This is a genomic window from Acidiphilium sp. JA12-A1 (genome assembly GCF_000724705.2).
Classification (GTDB): domain Bacteria; phylum Pseudomonadota; class Alphaproteobacteria; order Acetobacterales; family Acetobacteraceae; genus Acidiphilium; species Acidiphilium multivorum.
Genome location: NZ_JFHO01000035.1, coordinates 1 through 19,198, shown reverse-complemented (window position 1 = coordinate 19,198; position 19,198 = coordinate 1). Strand labels below are relative to the sequence as shown.

Below are 19,198 nucleotides of genomic sequence, written 5' to 3'. Positions count from 1 at the left end.
CGATAGGTCAAGCCCGGTGAGCGAACCCCGCGTCAAGGCCGGCATCTGGGTGCAGATGGCGCTGAGGCTCGGCGCCGCCGATGGCCGGCCCGGCATGCTGCTGCACCGGGGCGACGAGGATGCCGGCGGCGTGCTGGTGCTCCTGCGTGGCCGGATGGGGGTGGTGATATTGAGCCAGACGCGCGATGCCCTCGGCCGCCCCGCCTGGCTGCGCGCCACCGGCCCCGACCCGGTCGACGATGCGCGGGCCGATGCCTATGTCGAGAAGCAACTCCGCTTCGACCCCGATCTCTGGGTCGTCGAGTTCGAGGCGCCCGATTACCTGCCGCCTTTCGAGGGCACGATCCTCTGAACCGAAAAGGGCCGCGCCCGCCGGCACGGCCCTTCCCATCGGTCAGGCGGAACGTCTTACTCCGCCGGCGCCGGCGACAGCACCGGTTCCGGCGCCGCCGTCGCACCATGCGCGACATAGAGACCGAACGCGGTGATCACCACGGCGCCGACGATGTTGCCGAGCGTCACCGGGATTTCGTTCCAGATCCACCACTGCGAGATCGACACCTTCGCGCCGAGCATGATGCCGCAGGGAATGACGAACATGTTCACCACGCAGTGCTCGAACCCCTGCGCGACGAAGGCCATGATCGGCATGTACATCGCGAAGATCTTGCCGATGACCGAGCGCGAGACCAGCGCCATCACCGCGCCGAGGCTGACCATCCAGTTGCAGACGACGCCCTTGGAGAAGGCGGTCATCCAGCCGGCGGCGCCGGCCTTCATGTACGGGATCGTCTTGAGGGCGGCGATCGCGGCAATCTTCGCGCCGATCGGATCGGCCGCCGCGGTGAAGAACTTGGTATCGATCGCGGCGAAAAGTGCGGCATAGAGCAGGCTGCCGATCAGGTTGCCGACATAGACGAGCACCAGCCCGCTCACGATGCTGCCGAAGCTCAGGCGCCCGGCCATGCCGGCATAGGGCAGCAGCGCCGCATTGCCGGTGAACAGTTCGAGGCCGAGCAGAACCAGCAGGATGAAGCCGACCGGGAAGAACATCGCGCTGACCACCAGATTGCCGGTGGCGACCAGGGCGGAGACGAACAGCGTCGTCGTGAAGCCGAGAAACAGGCCGGAGAGAATGCCGGTGACGAGAATGGTCCTGGCCGGCAGGTTCCCCTTGGCGGCGCCCGCCTCCATCATCGCCGCCGCCAGGGCAGACGGTTTCAACCAATCCATTTTTTCGCTCCATGTGCTTGGACCGGAGCGAGATAACCGAGCTGTAATCTCAGGTCAACACGATTTAGTGATCAAAAGTCAAAATCTGTCTGCCTTTCAATAACGCTTCCGGCTTCGTCTTGTATTTCGCGGGGTCAACACTAGCGGCTCCGCTGCCGAATTCGGCGGAGTGCTTGTCGTATCAAAAAAATGATTTACTAAGCCCGCCGCGCGAGGCACCGATGCAAGGATTGAGACAGGTTCAGGCGGCTTCGCTGGCGAGCCGGTCCACCGCGGCGGCGGCGTTTTCCGTCAGCCCTTCGCCGCCGCGGGCGCGGAAGGCGATGATCTTCGCCCGCATGCGCGGGTCCCAGAACTTGCGGATATGGTTCTCGATCCCGGCCACGGCCTCGCCGTCCGCCGTGGTGTTGAAGAAGGTGGCGATCTGGTTCGCCATGTAGACGAGCTTGCGGTCCTGGTCTTCAGGCGACATGTCTGGAGGCTCCGAAACAGATGCGTGTCTGGTGGGTAAAGACTTCAAATCCGTCCTCGCGCGCGACGGCGACGAGCGTGATCCCGGCCTCGTCGGCGGCGCGGATCGCGTGCGCGCTCGGCACCGACACGGCGACGATCACCGGCGCGCCGGCGACCGCGCATTTCTGGATCAGTTCGATCGAGACCCGGCTGGTCATGAGCACGACGCCGCTGCCCGCGGACCGGCCGGCGCCGACCAGCGCGCCGATCACCTTGTCGAGCGCGTTGTGCCGGCCGACATCCTCGCGCACCAGCACCGAACCGTCCGCCGGGTCGAGAAATCCGGCGGCGTGAATGGCACGGGTCTGGCGGTTCAGCTCCTGCTGCATCGCCATCGCCCGCATCCCGCGCATCACCGCCTCGGCCGAGATCGTCAGCCCCGAGCCGACCCGCGGAATCGCCCGCGTCGCCTCGGCGAGGCTTTCCAGCCCGCACAGGCCGCAGCCGAGCGCCCCGGCCATGTGCCGCCGCCGCCGCGCCAGGCGATCGGCGACATCGGTGCCGACGCGCATCCGGCACTCGATCCCCTGATCGACGGTCACGAGTTCGCAGTCGAGCAGATCGGCCGCCCGGTCGACGATGCCTTCCGACAGGCTGAACCCCGTCGCGAAATCCCGCAGATCGCGCGGCGTCGCCATCATGACCGCGTAGCCAACCCGGTTGTAGCTCAGCGCGATGGCGGTTTCTTCCGGAACCTGCCGCGATCCCGCGCTGACCTCGCCGTGGTGGAACGCGGTCGTCGCCACGCGGACGACCGGTTCGAACAGCCTGGTCATTCGGCCGGCGTGGCCTCGATCTGCCGGGTCCTGCGACCGAGATCCGCATAGGTCTGCTGCGACTCGGTCGGCCCGTTCGACGGCGAGACCTGCACCGCCGTCACCTTGTATTCGGGGCAGTTCGTGGCCCAGTCCGAATAGTCGGTGGTGACGATGTTCGCGAGCGTCATCGGGTGGTGGAAGGTGGTGTAGACCACCCCCGGCGCGACCCGGTCGGTCACCTTCGCCCGGAGCGAGGTCTCGCCCGCCCGGCTGGCCACCTTGACCCACGCCCCGTCATTGATCCCGCGCTGCTCGGCATCGTGCGGATGGATCTCCAGCAGGTCCTCCTCGTGCCAGGCGGTGTTCGCCGTGCGCCGCGTCTGCGCGCCGACATTGTATTGCGACAGGATGCGCCCGGTGGTCAGCAGCAGCGGGAAGCGCGGCCCGGTCTTCTCGTCGGTCGCCACGTATTCGGTCACGAAGAACCGCCCCTGGCCGCGGACGAAGCCGCCCACATGCATCACCGGCGTCCCCTCCGGCGCCTTCTCGTTGCACGGCCACTGCACCGAGCCCTGCCGTTCCAGCAGGTCGAACGACACGCCCGCGAAGCTCGGCGTCAGCCGCGCGATCTCGTCCATGATCTCCGACGGATGCGCGTAGTTCATCTCGTAGCCCAGCGCCTTGGCGATCAGCTGGGTCACCTCCCAGTCCTCGTAGCCGTTCTTCGGCGTCATCACCTTGCGCACGAGCTGGATGCGCCGCTCGGCATTGGTGAAGGTGCCGTTCTTCTCCAGGAAGGTCGAGCCCGGCAGGAACACATGGGCGAACTGCGCCGTCTCGTTCAGGAACAGATCCTGCACGACGACGCATTCCATCGCCGCGAGCCCGGCGGTGACATGCTTGATGTCCGGGTCGGACTGCGCGATGTCCTCGCCCTGGATGTAAAGCCCCTTGAACGTGCCATCCACCGCGGCGTCGAGCATGTTCGGAATCCGCAGCCCCGGCTCGGCATCGAGCGAAACGCCCCAATCCACCTCGAAGGCCTGCCGGACCTCCGGGGTCGAGACATGGCGGTAGCCGCTGAACTCGTGCGGGAAGCTGCCCATGTCGCAGCTGCCCTGCACGTTGTTCTGCCCGCGCAGCGGGTTCACGCCGACGCCGACGCGCCCGATATTGCCGGTCGCCATCGCGAGATTGGCGAGCGCCATCACCGCCGTCGTGCCCTGGCTGTGTTCGGTCACGCCCAGCCCGTAATAGATCGCGGCATTCCCGCCCTTGGCGTAGAGCCGTGCCGCCGCGCGCACGAGTTGCGGATCGACGCCCGTGGTCGCCGCCAGCGCCTCGGGGCTGTTCCGCTCCGCCGCGGCGAATTCCGCCCACAGCGTGAACGCGTCGAGATCGCAGCGCTCGCGCACGAAGGCCTCGTCATAGAGGTTCTCGGTGACGATCACATGGGCGAGGGCGGTCAGCATCGCGACATTGGTGCCCGGCCGCAGCGGCAGGTGATACGCCGCCTCGACATGCGGGGTGCGGACGAGGTCGATCCGCCGCGGATCGATCACGATCAGCTTCGCCCCCTCGCGCAGCCGCTTCTTCATCCGCGAGCCGAACACCGGGTGGCCGTCGGTCGGGTTGGCGCCGATCAGCAGGATCACGTCCGCCTGCTCGACGCTGTCGAAATCCTGCGTCCCCGCCGAGGTGCCGAAGGTCTGCGACAGGCCATAGCCGGTCGGCGAGTGGCACACCCGCGCGCAGGTATCGACATTGTTGTTGCCGAAGGCGGCGCGGACCAGCTTCTGCACCAGGAAGGTCTCCTCGTTGGTGCAGCGCGACGAGGTGATGCCGCCGATCGAGCCCTTCCCATAGGTCGCCTGGATGCGCCTGAATTCCGACGCCACGTGGCTGATCGCCTCGTCCCACGACACTTCCCGCCACGGATCGGAGATCTTCGCCCGGATCATCGGCCTCGTGATCCGGTCCTGATGCGTCGCATAGCCCCAGGCGAAGCGCCCCTTCACGCAGGAATGGCCATGATTCGCCTTGCCATCCTTGTAGGGCACCATGCGCACGAGTTCCTCGCCGCGCATCTCCGCCTTGAACGAGCAGCCCACGCCGCAATAGGCGCAGGTCGTCACCACCGAATGCTCCGGCTGGCCGATCTCGACGACGGATGTCTCCATCAGCGTCGCGGTCGGGCAGGCCTGCACGCAGGCGCCGCAGGACACGCACTCGGACTCGAAGAAGCTCTCCTCCATCCCCGGCGATACCTTGGAGTCGAAACCGCGCCCGGCGATGGTCAGCGCGAAGGTGCCCTGCACCTCCTCGCAGGCCCGCACGCAGCGCGAGCAGACGATGCACTTGGCCGGGTCGAACTGGAAATACGGGTTGGAGACGTCCTTGGCCGAGTCGAGATGGTTCTCGCCCTCATAACCATAGCGCACCTCCCGCAGCCCGACCGCGCCGGCCATGTCCTGCAACTCGCAATTGCCATTGGCCGAGCAGGTCAGGCAGTCCAGCGGATGGTCGGAGATATAGAGCTCCATCACCCCGCGGCGCAGCTTGCCGAGCCGCTCGTTCTGGGTATGGACCACCATGCCCTCCGCCACCGGCGTGGTGCAGGAGGCCGGCGTGCCCGCGCGCCCCTCGATTTCCACGAGGCAGAGCCGGCACGAGCCGAAACTGTCCAGCATGTCGGTGGCGCAGAGCTTGGGGATCTGCGTGCCGATCTCCATCGCCGCCCGCATGACCGACGTGCCTTCCGGCACGCTGACCTTCACCCCGTCGATCGTCAGGGTAACGAGCGCCGCGGCGTTGCTGGCCTTGGTGCCGTAGTCGATTTCATGGACGAGACCCATGGCGGTTCTCCTTCACTCAGCCGCGGCGGGGAGTTTCGGCGCGCGAAACTCTTCCGGGAAATGGTTGATGGCGGACAGCACCGGATACGGCGTGAAGCCGCCCAGCGCGCAGAGCGAGCCGAACTTCATCGTCTCGCAGAGGTCACGCACGAGGGCGAGATTCGTCTCCGGCTCGATCCCGGCGCGGATGCGGTCGAACGTCTCCACCCCGCGCGTCGAGCCGATGCGGCAGGGCGTGCACTTGCCGCAGGATTCGAGGGCGCAGAACTCCATCGCGAACCGGGCCATCTGGGCCATGTCGGCAGTGTCGTCGAAAACCACAAGCCCGCCATGGCCGATCAGCCCGTCGCGCTTGGCGAAGGCCTCGTAATCATAGGGCGTGTCGAACATCGAGACCGGGAAATAGGCGCCGAGCGGCCCGCCCGCCTGCACCGCCTTCACCGGCCGGCCCGAGGCGGTGCCGCCGCCAATGTCGTTCACCAGCTCGCCCAGCGTCACGCCAAAGGCGCATTCGAACAGCCCGCCATGCTTCACGTTGCCGGCGAGCTGCACCGGCATCGTCCCGCGCGAGCGGCCATAGCCCATCTCGGCATAGCGCTTCGCCCCCTCGGCCAGGATGAACGGCACGCTCGCCAGGCTGATCGTGTTGTTGATGATGGTCGGCCGGCCGAACAGCCCCTCGATCGCCGGCAGCGGCGGCTTCGGCCGCACCTGCCCGCGCTTGCCCTCCAGGCTCTCCAGCAGCGAGGTCTCCTCGCCGCACACATAGGCCCCGGCGCCGACCCGCACCTCGAGGTCGAAATCATGCGCGCTGCCGTTGATCCCCTTGCCGAGATAGCCGGCGCGCTCCGCGATCTCGATCGCCCGGCGCATCATCCGGATCGCCAGCGGATATTCCGAGCGGATATAGACATAGCCCTTCGTCGCGCCGACCGCGACGCCGGCGATCGTCATGCCCTCGATCAGCATGAACGGATCGGCTTCCATGATCAGCCGGTCGGCGAAGGTGCCGGAATCGCCCTCGTCGGCGTTGCAGACGACATATTTGCGGTCCGCCGGCGCCCGCGCCACGGTCTCCCATTTGATCCCGGTCGGGAACCCCGCGCCGCCGCGCCCGCGCAGCCCGCTCTCCTTCACCGCGGCGACGGTCGCCGCCGGCCCGATCGAGAGCGCCGCCTCCAGCCCCTTGTAACCGCCGTGATGGCGGTAATCCTCGAGCGAGAGCGGATCGATGATCCCGGCGCGGCCGAAGGTGAAGCGCGTCTGCTTCGCGAGGAAGGGAATCTCCTCGACATGGCCGACGCATTTTTCATGCGGCGCGCCGTCGAAGAAGCGGGCCTCGAACAGCCCCGCCACGTCGGCGTCCCCGATGTTCCGGTAGCCGATCCGCCCCGACGCGGTGGCGACCTCGACCAGCGGCTCCAGCCAGAACAGCCCGCGCGAGCCGTTGCGCACGATCGTCACCGGAATGTTGCGCGCCCGCGCCTCGGCCTCGATCGCCGCGGCCACCCGGTTCGCCCCGACCGCCACGGCGGCCATGTCCTGCGGCACGAAAATCTTCATCACGCGGCCTCCGCGACCAGGGCTTCAAGGGTGGCGGCATCCGCCCGTCCCACCGGCTCGTCGTCGAACAGCGCGCTCGGCGCCGTGGCGCACAGGCCAAGGCAATACACCGCCTCGACGGTGATCCGCCCGTCCGGCGTGGTGCCGCCCCAGTCGAGCCCGAGCGCGTCCAGCAGGCGGCGCGCATTCGCCTCCGACCCCATCGACTGGCAGGCCTCCGCCCGGCACAGCTTCAGCACGTGGCGGCCCGCCGGCGCGCGGCGGAAATCGTGGTAGAAGCTGATCACGCCATGCACCTCGGCGCGGGTGATGTTGAGCATGTCGGCGATCAGCGGCTCGGCCTCGCGCGGGATGAAGCCGAAATTCTCCTGCAGCGCGTGAAGGATCGGCAGCAGCGGCCCTTCCTCGCCCAGGTAATCCCGGATCACGGCGCGGGCGGCCTCGTCATTCCATTCAGCGGGCTTTGGGTCCATTCCGACAGTCCTGTTTCCTCGCTCGGCCGGGATGACCGAACCTCCTGCTTAAATCGGGCAGGTTAATCTTTCGTGTGCATTATCCACATGATCTTCCCGCAAACAAGCCAAAACCCGGATTGTTTGATAGAGCGCGTCTATCAAGCAAGGGCGGCTTGACCCCGCGCCAGTCCTTCCGCGACGTTCACCAGCGCCGCCACCAGCGGCGACACGGGCTCGCGGTTCGGCAGCACCAGCCCGACCGCGTGAACCTCCTCCGGCTCCACGATCGGAATCGCCCGCAGCCTAGGCGTCAGCCCGAAGATCTGCGCCAGCTTCTCCGGCAGCACGCAGGCCCAGCGCCCGGTCTGCACATGGCTGACCAGCACGACGATCGAGTTGCTCTCCAGCGTCGGCCGCAGCTCGGTCCCGGCATTGCGCAGCAGCCGGTCGAGGATCCGCCGGTTCTGCATGTCCGGCGTCAGCAGGCAGAGCGGAATCTGGCCGACCTCCGCCCAGCTCACCTGCTCGCGCCGGCCGAGCGGCGCGTCCGCCGCGGTCAGCAGCCGGTAGCGCTCGTCATAGAGCGGCACCACCCGGTTCTTCCCGATCGGCTCGTTGTCGATATAGGTCACCCCCGCATCGACCTCGAAATTGTCGAGCCGCCGCAGCACCTCGTTCGACGTGCAGGACTGGATCGAGAACCGCACCGCCTCGTGCTGCCGGCGATACGGCGTGGTCAGTTCCGTGATGGTGGCGAGCGCGGTCGGAATCGCGGCGATCCGCAGCAGCCCGTTGAGCCCGCGCTTGAGGGCGCGGATATCGGCGCGCATGGCATGCATGTCGCCGACGATCCGCCGCGCCCATTCGAGCACCCGCTCGCCTTCCGGAGTGAACCCCTGGAACCGCGACGAACGCTCGACCAGCGGCATCCCCAGCGCCTCCTCGAGCGAGCGGATGCCCGCCGAGAAGGTGGGCTGGGTCACGCCGCAGCTTTCGGCGCCGCGGCCGAAATGCTCCTCCCGCGCCAGCGCGAGCAGGTATTCGAGCTTGTCGATCACGCGCCGTCGGCCACCAGCACCAGCCGCCCGGTCACATCCCCGGCCTTGAGCCGATGGATCGCCGCGTCCGCCTCGCGCTGCGGCACGGTCTCGATCTGCAGCTTCGGCAGCGCCCCGCCCTGGGCGAGATCCACCAGCTCGCGCAGATCGCCCGGCGTGCCGACGAAACTGCCCTGCAACGTCAGCGCCCGCATCGGCATGAAGGGCAGGGGGATGTTCAGCTCGCCGCCGAACAGCCCGACCATGATCAGCTTGCCGCCCTTGGCCAGCGCCGCATGCGCCGCCTTCGCCGTGCCCGAGCCGTTGACGAGGTCGATGATCGCCTCCGGCTGCCCGCCGCACGCCGCGATGATCGCCTTGTGCAGCGCCGGGTCGTTGCCATCCACCACCGCGGTGGCCCCCGCCGCCAGCGCCGCCTCGCGCTTCCTCGCACTGGTATCGACGCTGACGATCGCCTTGTGCCCGAGCGCGCGCAGCACCGCGATCGCCGAAAGCCCGAGCCCGCCCGCGCCGATCAGCACCACCGGCGTGTCCGCCGGCAGCGGCATCACCTTGCGGATCGCGGCATAGACGGTGATGCCCGAACACGCATAGGTCGCCGCCAGCGCCGGATCGAGATCGCCGGGATCGACGAGGTGCCCCGCATGCGCCGCGATCACATGGGTCGCGTAGCCGCCATGCTGGTAGATGCCGAGCGAGCGCTGCTTGGCGCAGAGATTGTCCTCGCCCGCCTTGCAGCGCGCGCATTCGCCGCAGCCGACCCAGGGATACACGATCCGCACATCCCCCACCTTCACCCCGCTCGCCTCCGGCCCGAGCTTCACCACCCGGCCGACGATCTCGTGGCCGAGCGCCAGCGGCAGCGTGATCCCGCGCTGCACGATCTCGTAGCGCCCAGCGCTGCCGAGATCGTAATACCCGTCCCAGAGATGCAGGTCGGAATGGCAGACGCCGCAATGCGTCACCTCCAGCAAAATCTCCCGCCCCGTCGGCTCCGGCATCGGCAGGTCGATTTCCTTCAGCGGCGCCCCGTTCTCGACAACGGCCCAGGCTTTCATCGTGGCGGACATTCCGGTCTCCCTTTTTGCTCCGCGCGAGTATCGGGTGGATCGCGCGGTTCAGGCAAGCCGGGCAGGCCGGAAGGCGAGGGGGATCAGCCCTGCGCCGGCGCCGCTTCCTGCCGTGCCAGGATCACCCCGGCGAGATAGAGCGAGCCGCAGACCAGCACCCGCTTCGGCGTCCCGTCCGCGGCGAGGCGCCGCAGCGCGGCCTCCACATCCGGCCCCGCCGTCGCGACCCCGCCCGACGCCTCGATGATCGCCTCGACGGGCAGGGCCAGGTGCTGCCCCGGCTCGACCACCGCCTGCACCGATGCCGCCTGCGGCAGCAGGATGCGCAAAAACTCCGCGACGTCCTTGGCCTGCTTCATCCCGACGACGAGATGCGTCGGCCCCTCCCAGCCGGCCAGAACCTCGGCCAGCGCCTGCGCCCCGCCCGGATTGTGCGCGCCGTCGAGCCAGAGTTCCGAGCCCGCCGGCAGCAACGAGGCCAAGGGCGGCCCAAGGCGCTGCAACCGCGCCGGCCATTCCGCCGCCGCCATGCCGCGCGCGAAGGCGGCCTGGTCGAGCCCGAACCCGCCGGCGCGCAGGGCGGCGATGGCGATGCCGGCATTGTCGAACTGGTGCGCGCCGGGCAGGGCGGGGCGGGGCAGCTCCAGCCGCCCCTCCTCGTCCTCATACACCGCGCCCTCGCCCTGCTTCATGATCCGCCACTGCCGCCCGCGCGCGGCGAGCGGCACCCCGGCCGCCTTCGCCCGCGACTCCAGCACGGCCAGCACGTCCGGCGTCTGGAACCCGGTCACGGCCCGGCTGCCCGGCTTCATGATCCCGGCCTTCTCGGCGGCGATCACGGTTTCCGTCTCGCCGAGGAACTCGCGGTGATCGAGCGAGATCGCGGTGATCGCGGCGGCGGCGGGCGGCGGGATCACGTTGGTCGCATCGAAGGTGCCGCCGAGCCCCACCTCGATGATCGCGATCTCCGCCGGCCGTGCCGCGAACAGCACGAAGGCGGCGGCGGTGATCGCCTCGAACACGGTGATCGGCGCGGCGTCGTTCACCCGCTCGACCTCGTCGAGCGCTGCGTCCAGCTCGTCGTCGCTGACCAGCGCGCCGGCAAGCCGGATGCGCTCGTTGAACCGCACGAGATGCGGCGAGGTATAGACATGCGCCCGCAGCCCCGCCGCCTCGGCCATGCCGCGCAGGAAGGCGCAGACGCTGCCCTTGCCGTTGGTCCCGGCGACATGGATGGTCGGCGGCAGCCGCCGCTCCGGATGGCCCAGGGCTTCGAGCAGCCGCTCCAGCCGTTCCAGCCGCAGGTCGATCAGCCGCGGATAGAGCGCGTGCAGCCGCTCGATCCGCGCGTCGATCCGGCTCGGTGCCGGTGCCGGGGCCGGCGCCGCCCCGCTCACGCCGCCTCTGCGTCCGGCCGCCCCACCTTCAGCAGGCCGAGCAGCCGCCCGAGTGTCGCCGCCAGCTCGCCGCGCGCGAGCACCATGTCGACCATGCCGTGTTCGAGCAGGTATTCGGCGCGCTGGAAGCCTTCTGGCAGCTTCTCGCGGATCGTCTCCTCGATCACCCGCGCCCCGGCGAAGCCGATCAGCGCGTTCGGCTCGGCGATCTGGATATCGCCCAGCATCGCGAACGAGGCGGTCACCCCGCCGGTGGTCGGGTCGGTCAGTACGACGATATAGGGCAGCCCCGCCTCGCGGACCATCTGCACGGCAATGGTGGTGCGCGGCATCTGCATCAGGCTCACCGGCCCTTCCTGCATCCGCGCCCCGCCCGAGGCGGTGAAGACGATCAGCGCCGCCTTCTGCAGCACCGCGAGCCGGGCGGCGGTGACCAGCGCCTCGCCCATCGCCGCGCCCATCGAGCCGCCCATGAAGCGGAAATCCATCGCCGCGACCACGGCCCGGTGCCCGCCCACCGTGCCATGCGCCACCAGCACGGCGTCCTCCATGCCGGTCTTCCGGCGCGCGTCGGCCAGGCGGTCGGGATATTTCTTGCGGTCATGGAACTTCAGCGGATCGGCCGGCACCTTGGGCAGGTCGATCCTCTGGAACGCGCCGCCATCGAAGGTCCAGGCCAGCCGCTCGGCCGCCGTCGCCCGCATGTGGTGCCCGCAATGCGGACAGACCTTCAGGTTGTTCTCGAGTTCGCGGTGAAAGATCATCTGCTGGCAGGCGCTGCACTGATGCCAGAGATTGTCCGGCGCCTCCTTGCGGCCCAGCAGGGTGCGGATGCGCGGGCGGACGAATTCGGAAAGCCAGTTCATGTCGGGCCGGTCAGAAAATGCTGTTGATCAGGTCGTCGCCGAGGCCGAACCCGGCCCCCATCGCGATCGCCCGGCCGAAGCCCGAATTCAGGAACCCGCCGAGCAGCCCGCCGCCCTGCTGCTGCGGATAGGCCGGCGGATAGCCCTGCTGCGGATAACCCTGCTGCGGGTATTGCGGCGGCGGCGGCGGATACGGCGCCTGCTGCGGCGCCCCCCAGGGCTGGGACGCTGGCTGGGCGGCCGGCTGCGTCTGCGGCACCGAGGCGGCGGGCACCGCCGCCGGCTGGTTGGCCACGAAATTGTGAAGCGCCTGGAGCAGCCCGCCGACCTGATTCTGCTCCGCCTGGATCGCGAGCGCGACCTCGCGCAGGTCGAGCAGCCATTCCCGCGCGTCCTGGTTCCCGGCGTCGCGCGCCGCCTGCAGCTTCTGCGCCAGCGCCTTCAGCTGGCCGGCGGTCTGCTGCGCCTGGGCCTGCAACTGGTCGTATTGCGAATCGATCGTCTGGATATCCATGGCCTCGGTCCTTCCGCGTAAGCCCCCCATATAGAAGCTGCGTCCCGAAAAGTCAGGCCGCCGCCCGCCCGCCGCGCCAGGTCCGGCACGCCTCGCCGAAGGCGGCGAACAGCCGCTGCCGGTCCGGCGCCTCCATCACCGCCCATTCCGGGTGCCACTGCACGGCGATGGCGAAGCCCGCCGCCCCCTCGACCCGCACCGCCTCGATCGTCCCGTCCGGCGCCACCGCCTCCACCGCGAGCCCCGGCGCCAGCCGGTCGATCGCCTGGCCGTGCAGCGAATTCACCATGATCGTCTCCGCCCCGCAGATATGCCGCAGCGCGCCGCTCAGCCGCACCTCGTGCTTGAGCGCCATCTGCTCGGCCCTCGTGCCGTTGCCGGCGCGGTGATCGAGCCGCCCCGGCAGGGTATGGACCTGCTGGTGCAGCGTGCCGCCGAGGGCGACGTTGAGCTCCTGCAACCCGCGGCAGATGCCGAGCACCGGCATCCCGCGGGCGAGGGCGGCGCGGATCAGCGGCAGCGTCGTCGCGTCGCGGTCGGCGTCGTGCGCGTCCGGCGTCTCGTCATTGGCCACGCCGTAGCGTGCCGGCATCACGTTGCTCGGGCTGCCGTTGAACAGGATGCCGTCCAGCCGGTCGAGCACGGCGATCATCTTCTCGCCTTCCGGCGGGATCAGCAGCGGCAGCGCGTCGCTCGCCGCGATCACCGCCTCGCCGTAGCGCGCCGGGGTGGCGTGCTGGTGGTGGTTGCCGATGAACTTGGTGCAGGCGGGAATGCCGATGATGCTGGGCATGTTGTCCTCGTCAGGGGCGTGTCAGGTCAGGCGTTGCGGTCGGAAGGCGGCGGCGAGCGCGGCGAGCACCGCGCAGGCGAACATGGCGAAGGCCATCGGCCGGGCGGTGCCGTCGGCGAAGGCGCCGACCAGCGCGCCGGTGATCGCCCCGCCGAGATACTGCCAGGTGCCGAGCAGGGCCGAGGCCGAGCCCGCATGCGCCTGGTGCCGGGATAGGGCGGCGACCAGCGAGCTCGGCAGGCTGAGCCCGTAGCTCGCCTGGCAGATGAACAGGCCGGCGATGATCGGCAGCGGCCCGCCGCCGCGCAGCGCCGCCGCCACCAGCACGATCGTGCCGCACACCAGCGCCGCGACCGCGGCGGAAATCACCGGCCGCAGCCCCGCCCGCGCCACGAGATGCGGGTTCCACTGGTTGAACCCGATATAGATCGCCGCGTTCAGCCCGAACAGCAGCGCATAGGAAATCGGGTCCCAGTGGAACTCGCCGATGAACACGGCCGGCGTGCCGGCGAGATAGGCGAACAGCGCGCCGATCGCGAAGGTCCCGGTCAGCGCATGGGTCAGGAAGCCGCGCTCGGCGGAAATCTGCCCGTAGCGGATGATGATGGTGCGGAACCCCACCGTGCTGCGCCGCGCGAGCGGCAGCGTGTCCGGCAGCCGGAACCACACCAGCCCGATCGCGACGATCCCGTAGAGCGTCGCCAGCGCGAAAATCCACCGCCACGAGCCGAACGCGATCACCGCGCTGCCGAGAATGGGGGCGATGATCGGCGCCACGCCCATCACCAGCATCAGCCGCGAGAACAGCAGCGCCGCCGCCGGCCCGTCGGCGATGTCGCGCACCATCGCCCGCGGCACCACCACCGCGGCCGAACCGCCGAAGGCGGCCACCAGCCGGAACGCCGAGAGCGAGGCCGTGTTCCACGCCAGCGCGCAACCGATCGAGGCGAGGGTGTAGAGCGCGAGCCCGAGCAGGATCGGCAACCGCCGCCCGGCCCGGTCCGAGAACGGCCCCTGCGTCATCTGCCCCGCGGCGAGCCCGGCGAAATACGCCGCGAGCGTCAGCCCCGGCCCGGCCGGGTCGTGGAACTGCCGTGCGATGGTCGGGAAGGCGGGAAGATACATGTCGACCGATACCGGCCCGATCGCGATCAGGAATCCGAGCAGCAGCGGCAGGCGCCGGCTGGTCGCCAGATCCGGCGCATCGGCGGCAACGGCGCTTTGTGCGGATGACATTGCCTCACCATAACCCGGCCGCGAATCCCGGCAAACGCCCCGCCGGCGCAATCCTGCCGGGCGTCGGCGATCTGGATCAGCCCGCCCCGCGCAGGGATCAGCCCGTCCCGTGCAGGATCGTCGCCGCGAGATAGACGGCAAGCCCGACCCCGAGGGCGACGATCATCCCCGCCAGCGCGAGGTCGAGCCGGTCGCTCTCCGGCGCGCGGGCGTCCTCGTCGATGATCGCGCGCCGGTTGCCGACGAATCGCAGCATCGCCGCCGCCACCATCATCGCGCCGGCGACGATCAGCGCGATCCCCACCGCGTCGGACGCGAGCGTCCCCGAGACGGTGAACTTCCGCCCCAGCGACTGCCCGGCCACCTGGAGAAAGAGGTTGAAGCGTTCGACCAGGAAGCCGAACGCCATCACCGCGATCGCGGTGCGCACCCAGGCGAGGAAGGTGCGCTCGTTCGCCGCGTGGTCGCTGAACCGCGGAACGGTCACGCCGCCCGCTTGGCCACCTCTTCCGGCGACATGTGGACGAGCGCGGTATAGTCCGCGATCAGCGTCTCGGTGATCTTCCCCGGCGTGAAGGTCAGCTCGCCGATCTGGCGCACCGGCGTCACCTCGGCGGCGGTGCCGGCGAGGAACACCTCGCTCGCCTTCGCCATCTCCTCGGGCTTGATGTGCCGCTCATGCACCGGAATCTGCCGCGCGCGGGCCAGCGCCATCACCGTGCGGCGGGTAATGCCGTCGAGGAAGCAGTCCGGCGTCGGCGTGTGCAGTTCGCCGTCGATCGCGAAGAAGATGTTCGCCCCCGTCGCCTCGGCGACATGCCCGTCGAGGGTGAGCATCAGCGCGTCGTTGAACCCCTCCGCCTCGGCCGCGTGCTTCGAGAGCGTGCCGATCATGTAGAGCCCGGCGGCCTTCGAGGCGGTCGGCGCGGTGCGCGGATCGGGCCGGCGCCACGGCGCCATGCCGAGGGTGATGCCCTTCATCCGGTCGTTGCCGAACAGGTTCGGCCACGGCCAGGCGGCGATGGCGAGGTGGATCTTGGTCTGCTGGGCGGAAACCGCGAGCATCTCCGAGCCGCGCCAGGCGATCGGGCGGATATAGGCGTCGGTCAGCCCGTTCGCCTTCAGCACCTCGTTGCAGGCGGCGTCGATCGCATCGGCGCTGAAGGGAATGTCGAAGCCGAGCAGCTTGCCCGACTGGATCAGCCGGTTGGTATGGTCGCGCAGGCGGAAGATGTTCCCGCCATACGACCGCTCGCCCTCGAAGACGGCGGAGGCGTAATGCAGCCCGTGCGTCAGCACGTGCAGCTTGGCGTCCCGCCAGGGGCGCAGCTCGCCGTCCCACCAGATCATGCCGTCGCGGTCGTCAAACGGAATCAGACTCATCGCCTCGCGTCCTCTTTCATGTCGGTCCCCTCTGCCGAGGAACCCGGAACCATAATTTGTCCGCGGCCGATGGCCAAGCGATGATTGCCGGAGAGCAGGTTTGACGTTTTGGCGGCGGTTGCGGCCCGCCCGCGCAACGGTTCTTGCAGGAAAGCCATAAATCCTGTCTTATCACAGCGTCCCCGCTTCAGTATGGGCAAGGGAGCCATGCACGAAAAACCATCCCAGCCCGGCACGGCCGCCGGCCTCCTGTTCCTGCGCGAGGAAGAGCTTCGCCTCGCCCAGGACATGATCTTCTTCGCCAACCGCGACCTCGTGGCCGCGGCCGACGCCATCCTTGCGGAAATCGGCTTCGGTCGCGCGCATCACCGGACGCTGCATTTCATCGGCCGCAATCCCGGCCTGCCGGTGGGCGAGCTGCTTCACATTCTCGGGATCGCCAAGCAGAGTCTCGCCCGCGTCCTCGGCCCGCTGATCCGCGACGGCTATGTCGAGCAGACCCCCGGCCGGGCGGATCGCCGCCAGCGCCTGCTCAGCCTCACCCCGGCGGGTGCCGCGCTGGAGCGCAAGCTCTTCGAGGCCCAGCGCGAGCGCCTGATCGCCGCCTTCCGCGAGGCCGGCGGCCCCGCCGTCGAGGGCTTCCGCAAGGTGTTGCGCGGCATGATGAAGGAAGAGGCCCGCGCCTATCTCGACCGGGCCGAGGCCGCGCGCAACGCGCGCCGATGAGCGCCACCGCCGCCCACATCCTGCTGGTCGACGACGATGCCCGCCTGCGCGCGCTGATGCAGCGCTACCTCGTCGAGAACGGCTTCCGCGTCACCGTCGCCGAGAGCGCCGCCGCCGCGCGCGAGACCCTGCGCGTGGTCGACCCCGACATGATGGTGCTCGATGTCATGATGCCCGAGGAAACCGGGCTCGAACTGATCGAGTCGCTGCGCGCCGACCGCGCGCCGGACCTGCCGATCCTGCTGCTCACCGCCCGCGGCGCGCCGGAGGACCGCATCGCCGGCTTCGAGGCGGGGGCGGACGACTATCTCGGCAAGCCGTTCGACCCGCGCGAGCTGCTGCTGCGCATCCGCGCCATGCTCCGCCGCGCCGCCCCGCCGGCGCAGGCGGCCGGCCCGGTCCGGCTCGGGGCGGCGAGCTTCGATCCCGCCCGCGGCGAGCTTTCCACCGAGCGCGGCCCGGTCCGCCTCACGGGTGGCGAGGCGAGCCTGCTCGCCGTGCTCGCCGCCCGCGCCCACGAGGTCCTCTCGCGCGAGGCGCTGGCCGAGATCCTCGGCATGGACGAGGCCGGCGAACGCGCGATCGACGTGCAGGTGACCCGCCTGCGCCGCAAGATCGAGCCCGACCCGCGCGAGCCGCGCTACCTGCAGACCGTGCGCGGCCGCGGCTACGTCCTCAAGCCGGGTCCATGAGGCTCGCCCCGCGCGGTCTCGAGCCCGACCGCGTCCTGCGCAAGATCCTGCCGCGCAGCCTGTTCGGCCGCACCCTGCTGATCGTGATCCTGCCGCTGATCCTGCTTGAAGGCGTCGCGCTGCAGATCTTCTACGGCAGCCATCTCGACGTGCTCTCCCGCCGCCTCGCCGGCAGCGTCGCCGGCGAGATCGCCTTCGTGCTCGACCAGGCCGCCCTGCACCCCGCCAGCAGCGCGCGGATCTTCGCCCATGCCGGGCAGCGCTTCCAGTTCCGCTTCCATTTCCACGAGAGAGAAAAACTCACCCCGCGCGGCCTGCCCCATGTCTTCGGCCCGGTGGATACCGACCTCGCCCGCGCCCTCCGCCGCGACCTCAACCGGAAATTCTCCCTGGTCTGGAACGGCCCGCCGGGGATGATCCGCGTCGATGTCCAGCTCGCAACCGGGGTGATGACGGTCGACGTGCCGCGCAAGCGCCTCTATGTCGGCGCGCTCTACATCTTCTTCGCCTGGCTCGCCGGCGTCACCATCCTGCTGCTCGGCATCGCCATCCTGTTCCTGCGCAACCAGGTCCGCGCCATCCGCCGGCTCGCCCTCGCCGCCGAGGCCTTCGGCATGGGGCGCGATCCCGGTCCGATCCGCCCCGAGGGCGCGATCGAGGTCCGCCGCGCCGCCACCGCCTTCAACCGCATGCAGGACCGCATCCGCCGCTTCCTCACCCAGCGCACCGCGATGCTCGCCGGCGTCTCGCACGACCTGCGCACCCCGCTCACCCGGCTGCGCCTCGCCATCGCCATGCTGCCGCCCGACATCGCCGACACCGACGGCATGAACGACGACGTGACGGAAATGGAGCGGCTGATCGGCCTCTACCTCACCTTCGCCCGCGGCGAGGGCACCGAGCAGCCCCAGCCGACCGACATCGCCCTGCTGATCGAGGATCTCGCCGCCCGCGCCGCGCGCGGCGGCGCCGCCATCGCGCTCGACCTCGCGCACCTGCCGCAGGCGGTGGTCCGGCCGGAGGCGATGCGCCGGGCGCTGTCCAACCTGCTCGACAACGCGGCCCGCCACGCCCACCGCATCGTCGTCGCGGCGGCGCCGGAAGGCGGGCAGATGCTGCGGATCGTCATCGACGACGATGGTCCCGGCATCCCCGCCGAGCGTCGCGAGCAGATGCTGCGTCCCTTCGAAAGCGGCTCGGCCGCCGGCACCGGCCTCGGCCTCGCCATCGCCCGCGACATCGTCGCGGCGCATGGCGGCACGCTCCGCCTCGATACCAGCCCGCTCGGCGGCCTGCGGGTGGCGATCACGATCCCGCTCTGACCCGCCGCCGTCCGGCACGGCATGGCAACGATATGGCCGGAAGCTATGCCAAAATTTAACCTCAATGGGCGTGCACCCTCAACCTGCGCGTGTCATATGTTGCGTCGCAAACACATTGTCGCCGGGATCGGCGGTTACGCCCAAGCCGATCGGAACGACGGATTCGACGAGGAACGCCGTTCAAATGCCCAACCGCGTGTTCTTTTCGCGCCTTCTTTTGAGGTAGCAGCGCATTGTTGATCTGGCTGGATCTTGAGAACCTGATCCGACATGTCGAATCCGGGCACCGCCCCAGCGGTATCCAGCGGGTGACGTTCGAACTCTCCGCATCCCTGGTGGCCGCCGGCGGCGGCGCGGTCCGGGTCTGCCGCCATGCCCGCGCCCCTCATGGTTTCGTCGAGCTCGACTGGGCGGATGTCGAGGCCCGGCTCGCCGCGCTGATGACGCGCGATGCGCCCGCACGGCGCGAGGCGCCGTCCCCTCGCGAACGGCCGGAAGCGGCCGGCGCGCTGCGCCGGGCCTTCCGCCGCCTGCCGGACGAGATGCGGATCCCGGTCCACGCGGTCTGCCAGGCGGAGCACGAGGCCGCGCGGGGGCTCCGGTCCGCCGGGGCCGCCCAGCTGAAGGCGATGCGCGGCCTGGCCGCCGTCGCCGCGGGCGGCATGCGCCTGGCCGCCGCCGCCGTGCGCCTCCGCGTCCTGCCGCGCCGGCGCGGCGTGCGCGTGCCGGACGCTTTCGCTCCTCCGGTCGCCTTCGCCGCCGGC

The 19,198-nt window shown here is 69.7% G+C and carries 19 protein-coding genes and 1 pseudogene; 5 read left to right on the top strand and 15 right to left on the bottom strand.

The window, feature by feature from the left end:
- Nucleotides 1-16 precede the first annotated feature (16 nt).
- The gene (locus tag RT91_RS07005; RefSeq protein WP_007422844.1) at nt 17-352 is read left to right on the top strand and encodes a DUF1491 family protein; all 336 of its coding nucleotides are present in this window, start codon (nt 17-19) and stop codon (nt 350-352) included.
- Nucleotides 353-408: 56 nt separating this feature from the next.
- On the opposite strand, the gene RT91_RS07000 is transcribed toward RT91_RS07005, so the two are convergent.
- The 15 genes from RT91_RS07000 to RT91_RS06930 form a co-directional block, all read right to left on the bottom strand.
- Nucleotides 409-1,233, bottom strand: a complete 825-nt coding sequence (locus RT91_RS07000) for a formate/nitrite transporter family protein (protein ID WP_011941813.1) — start codon at nt 1,231-1,233, stop codon at nt 409-411.
- Between the two features lie 241 nt (nt 1,234-1,474).
- Nucleotides 1,475-1,705 carry a formate dehydrogenase subunit delta gene (locus RT91_RS06995; RefSeq protein WP_007422846.1) on the bottom strand — a complete coding sequence of 77 codons (231 nt, stop codon included), beginning with the start codon at nt 1,703-1,705 and terminating at the stop codon, nt 1,475-1,477.
- Nucleotides 1,695-2,522 (bottom strand): formate dehydrogenase accessory sulfurtransferase FdhD, encoded by an 828-nt coding sequence (gene fdhD, locus RT91_RS06990; protein ID WP_035186402.1) that lies wholly within the window; start codon nt 2,520-2,522, stop codon nt 1,695-1,697. The genes RT91_RS06995 and fdhD overlap by 11 nt, the downstream gene beginning before the upstream one ends.
- The gene (fdhF, locus tag RT91_RS06985) at nt 2,519-5,359 is read right to left on the bottom strand and encodes a formate dehydrogenase subunit alpha (RefSeq protein WP_035186400.1); all 2,841 of its coding nucleotides are present in this window, start codon (nt 5,357-5,359) and stop codon (nt 2,519-2,521) included. The genes fdhD and fdhF overlap by 4 nt, the downstream gene beginning before the upstream one ends.
- A gap of 12 nt (nt 5,360-5,371) precedes the next feature.
- Nucleotides 5,372-6,922 carry an NADH-quinone oxidoreductase subunit NuoF gene (locus RT91_RS06980; RefSeq protein ID WP_035186427.1) on the bottom strand — a complete coding sequence of 517 codons (1,551 nt, stop codon included), beginning with the start codon at nt 6,920-6,922 and terminating at the stop codon, nt 5,372-5,374.
- A complete protein-coding gene (locus RT91_RS06975; protein WP_007422850.1) occupies nt 6,922-7,395 on the bottom strand; it encodes a formate dehydrogenase subunit gamma in 474 nt (157 codons plus the stop codon). The genes RT91_RS06980 and RT91_RS06975 overlap by 1 nt, the downstream gene beginning before the upstream one ends.
- A 140-nt stretch (nt 7,396-7,535) precedes the next feature.
- Nucleotides 7,536-8,435: a LysR family transcriptional regulator gene (locus tag RT91_RS06970; RefSeq protein ID WP_011941816.1), complete on the bottom strand. Its 900-nt coding sequence runs from the start codon at nt 8,433-8,435 to the stop codon at nt 7,536-7,538.
- Nucleotides 8,432-9,505, bottom strand: coding sequence for an alcohol dehydrogenase (locus RT91_RS06965; protein WP_007422851.1), 1,074 nt, complete (start codon nt 9,503-9,505; stop codon nt 8,432-8,434). Before RT91_RS06965 ends, RT91_RS06970 begins: the two co-directional genes overlap by 4 nt.
- An 83-nt stretch (nt 9,506-9,588) precedes the next feature.
- A complete protein-coding gene (locus tag RT91_RS06960; protein WP_035186398.1) occupies nt 9,589-10,902 on the bottom strand; it encodes a folylpolyglutamate synthase/dihydrofolate synthase family protein in 1,314 nt (437 codons plus the stop codon).
- Nucleotides 10,899-11,768, bottom strand: coding sequence for an acetyl-CoA carboxylase, carboxyltransferase subunit beta (accD, locus tag RT91_RS06955; protein WP_007422854.1), 870 nt, complete (start codon nt 11,766-11,768; stop codon nt 10,899-10,901). The genes RT91_RS06960 and accD overlap by 4 nt, the downstream gene beginning before the upstream one ends.
- Nucleotides 11,769-11,778: 10 nt before the next feature.
- Nucleotides 11,779-12,282, bottom strand: coding sequence for a hypothetical protein (locus RT91_RS06950; protein WP_007422855.1), 504 nt, complete (start codon nt 12,280-12,282; stop codon nt 11,779-11,781).
- Nucleotides 12,283-12,334: 52 nt separating this feature from the next.
- Entirely contained in the window at nt 12,335-13,075 is a 741-nt protein-coding gene (locus RT91_RS06945) for a gamma-glutamyl-gamma-aminobutyrate hydrolase family protein (RefSeq protein WP_007422856.1), read from the bottom strand.
- A 21-nt stretch (nt 13,076-13,096) separates the two neighbouring features.
- Nucleotides 13,097-14,311: a multidrug effflux MFS transporter gene (locus RT91_RS06940; protein WP_011941819.1), complete on the bottom strand. Its 1,215-nt coding sequence runs from the start codon at nt 14,309-14,311 to the stop codon at nt 13,097-13,099.
- 97 nt (nt 14,312-14,408) lie between these two features.
- Nucleotides 14,409-14,798, bottom strand: a complete 390-nt coding sequence (locus tag RT91_RS06935) for a YidH family protein (RefSeq protein ID WP_007422858.1) — start codon at nt 14,796-14,798, stop codon at nt 14,409-14,411.
- The gene (locus RT91_RS06930; RefSeq protein WP_007422859.1) at nt 14,795-15,694 is read right to left on the bottom strand and encodes a branched-chain amino acid aminotransferase; all 900 of its coding nucleotides are present in this window, start codon (nt 15,692-15,694) and stop codon (nt 14,795-14,797) included. The genes RT91_RS06935 and RT91_RS06930 overlap by 4 nt, the downstream gene beginning before the upstream one ends.
- A gap of 207 nt (nt 15,695-15,901) precedes the next feature.
- Between RT91_RS06930 and RT91_RS06925 the strand changes: the two genes are divergently transcribed.
- The 4 genes and pseudogenes from RT91_RS06925 to RT91_RS06910 all read left to right on the top strand — a co-directional run.
- Complete coding sequence (locus RT91_RS06925) at nt 15,902-16,420, top strand: MarR family winged helix-turn-helix transcriptional regulator (RefSeq protein WP_007422860.1); 519 nt, start codon at nt 15,902-15,904, stop codon at nt 16,418-16,420.
- On the top strand, nt 16,417-17,112 hold the full coding sequence (locus RT91_RS06920; RefSeq protein ID WP_011941820.1) for a response regulator: 696 nt from the start codon (nt 16,417-16,419) through the stop codon (nt 17,110-17,112). The genes RT91_RS06925 and RT91_RS06920 overlap by 4 nt, the downstream gene beginning before the upstream one ends.
- Nucleotides 17,109-18,434, top strand: a complete 1,326-nt coding sequence (locus RT91_RS06915; protein ID WP_035186396.1) for an ATP-binding protein — start codon at nt 17,109-17,111, stop codon at nt 18,432-18,434. The genes RT91_RS06920 and RT91_RS06915 overlap by 4 nt, the downstream gene beginning before the upstream one ends.
- Before the next feature lie 236 nt (nt 18,435-18,670).
- Nucleotides 18,671-19,198, top strand: a pseudogene (locus RT91_RS06910) (glycosyltransferase family 1 protein); the annotation flags it as partial.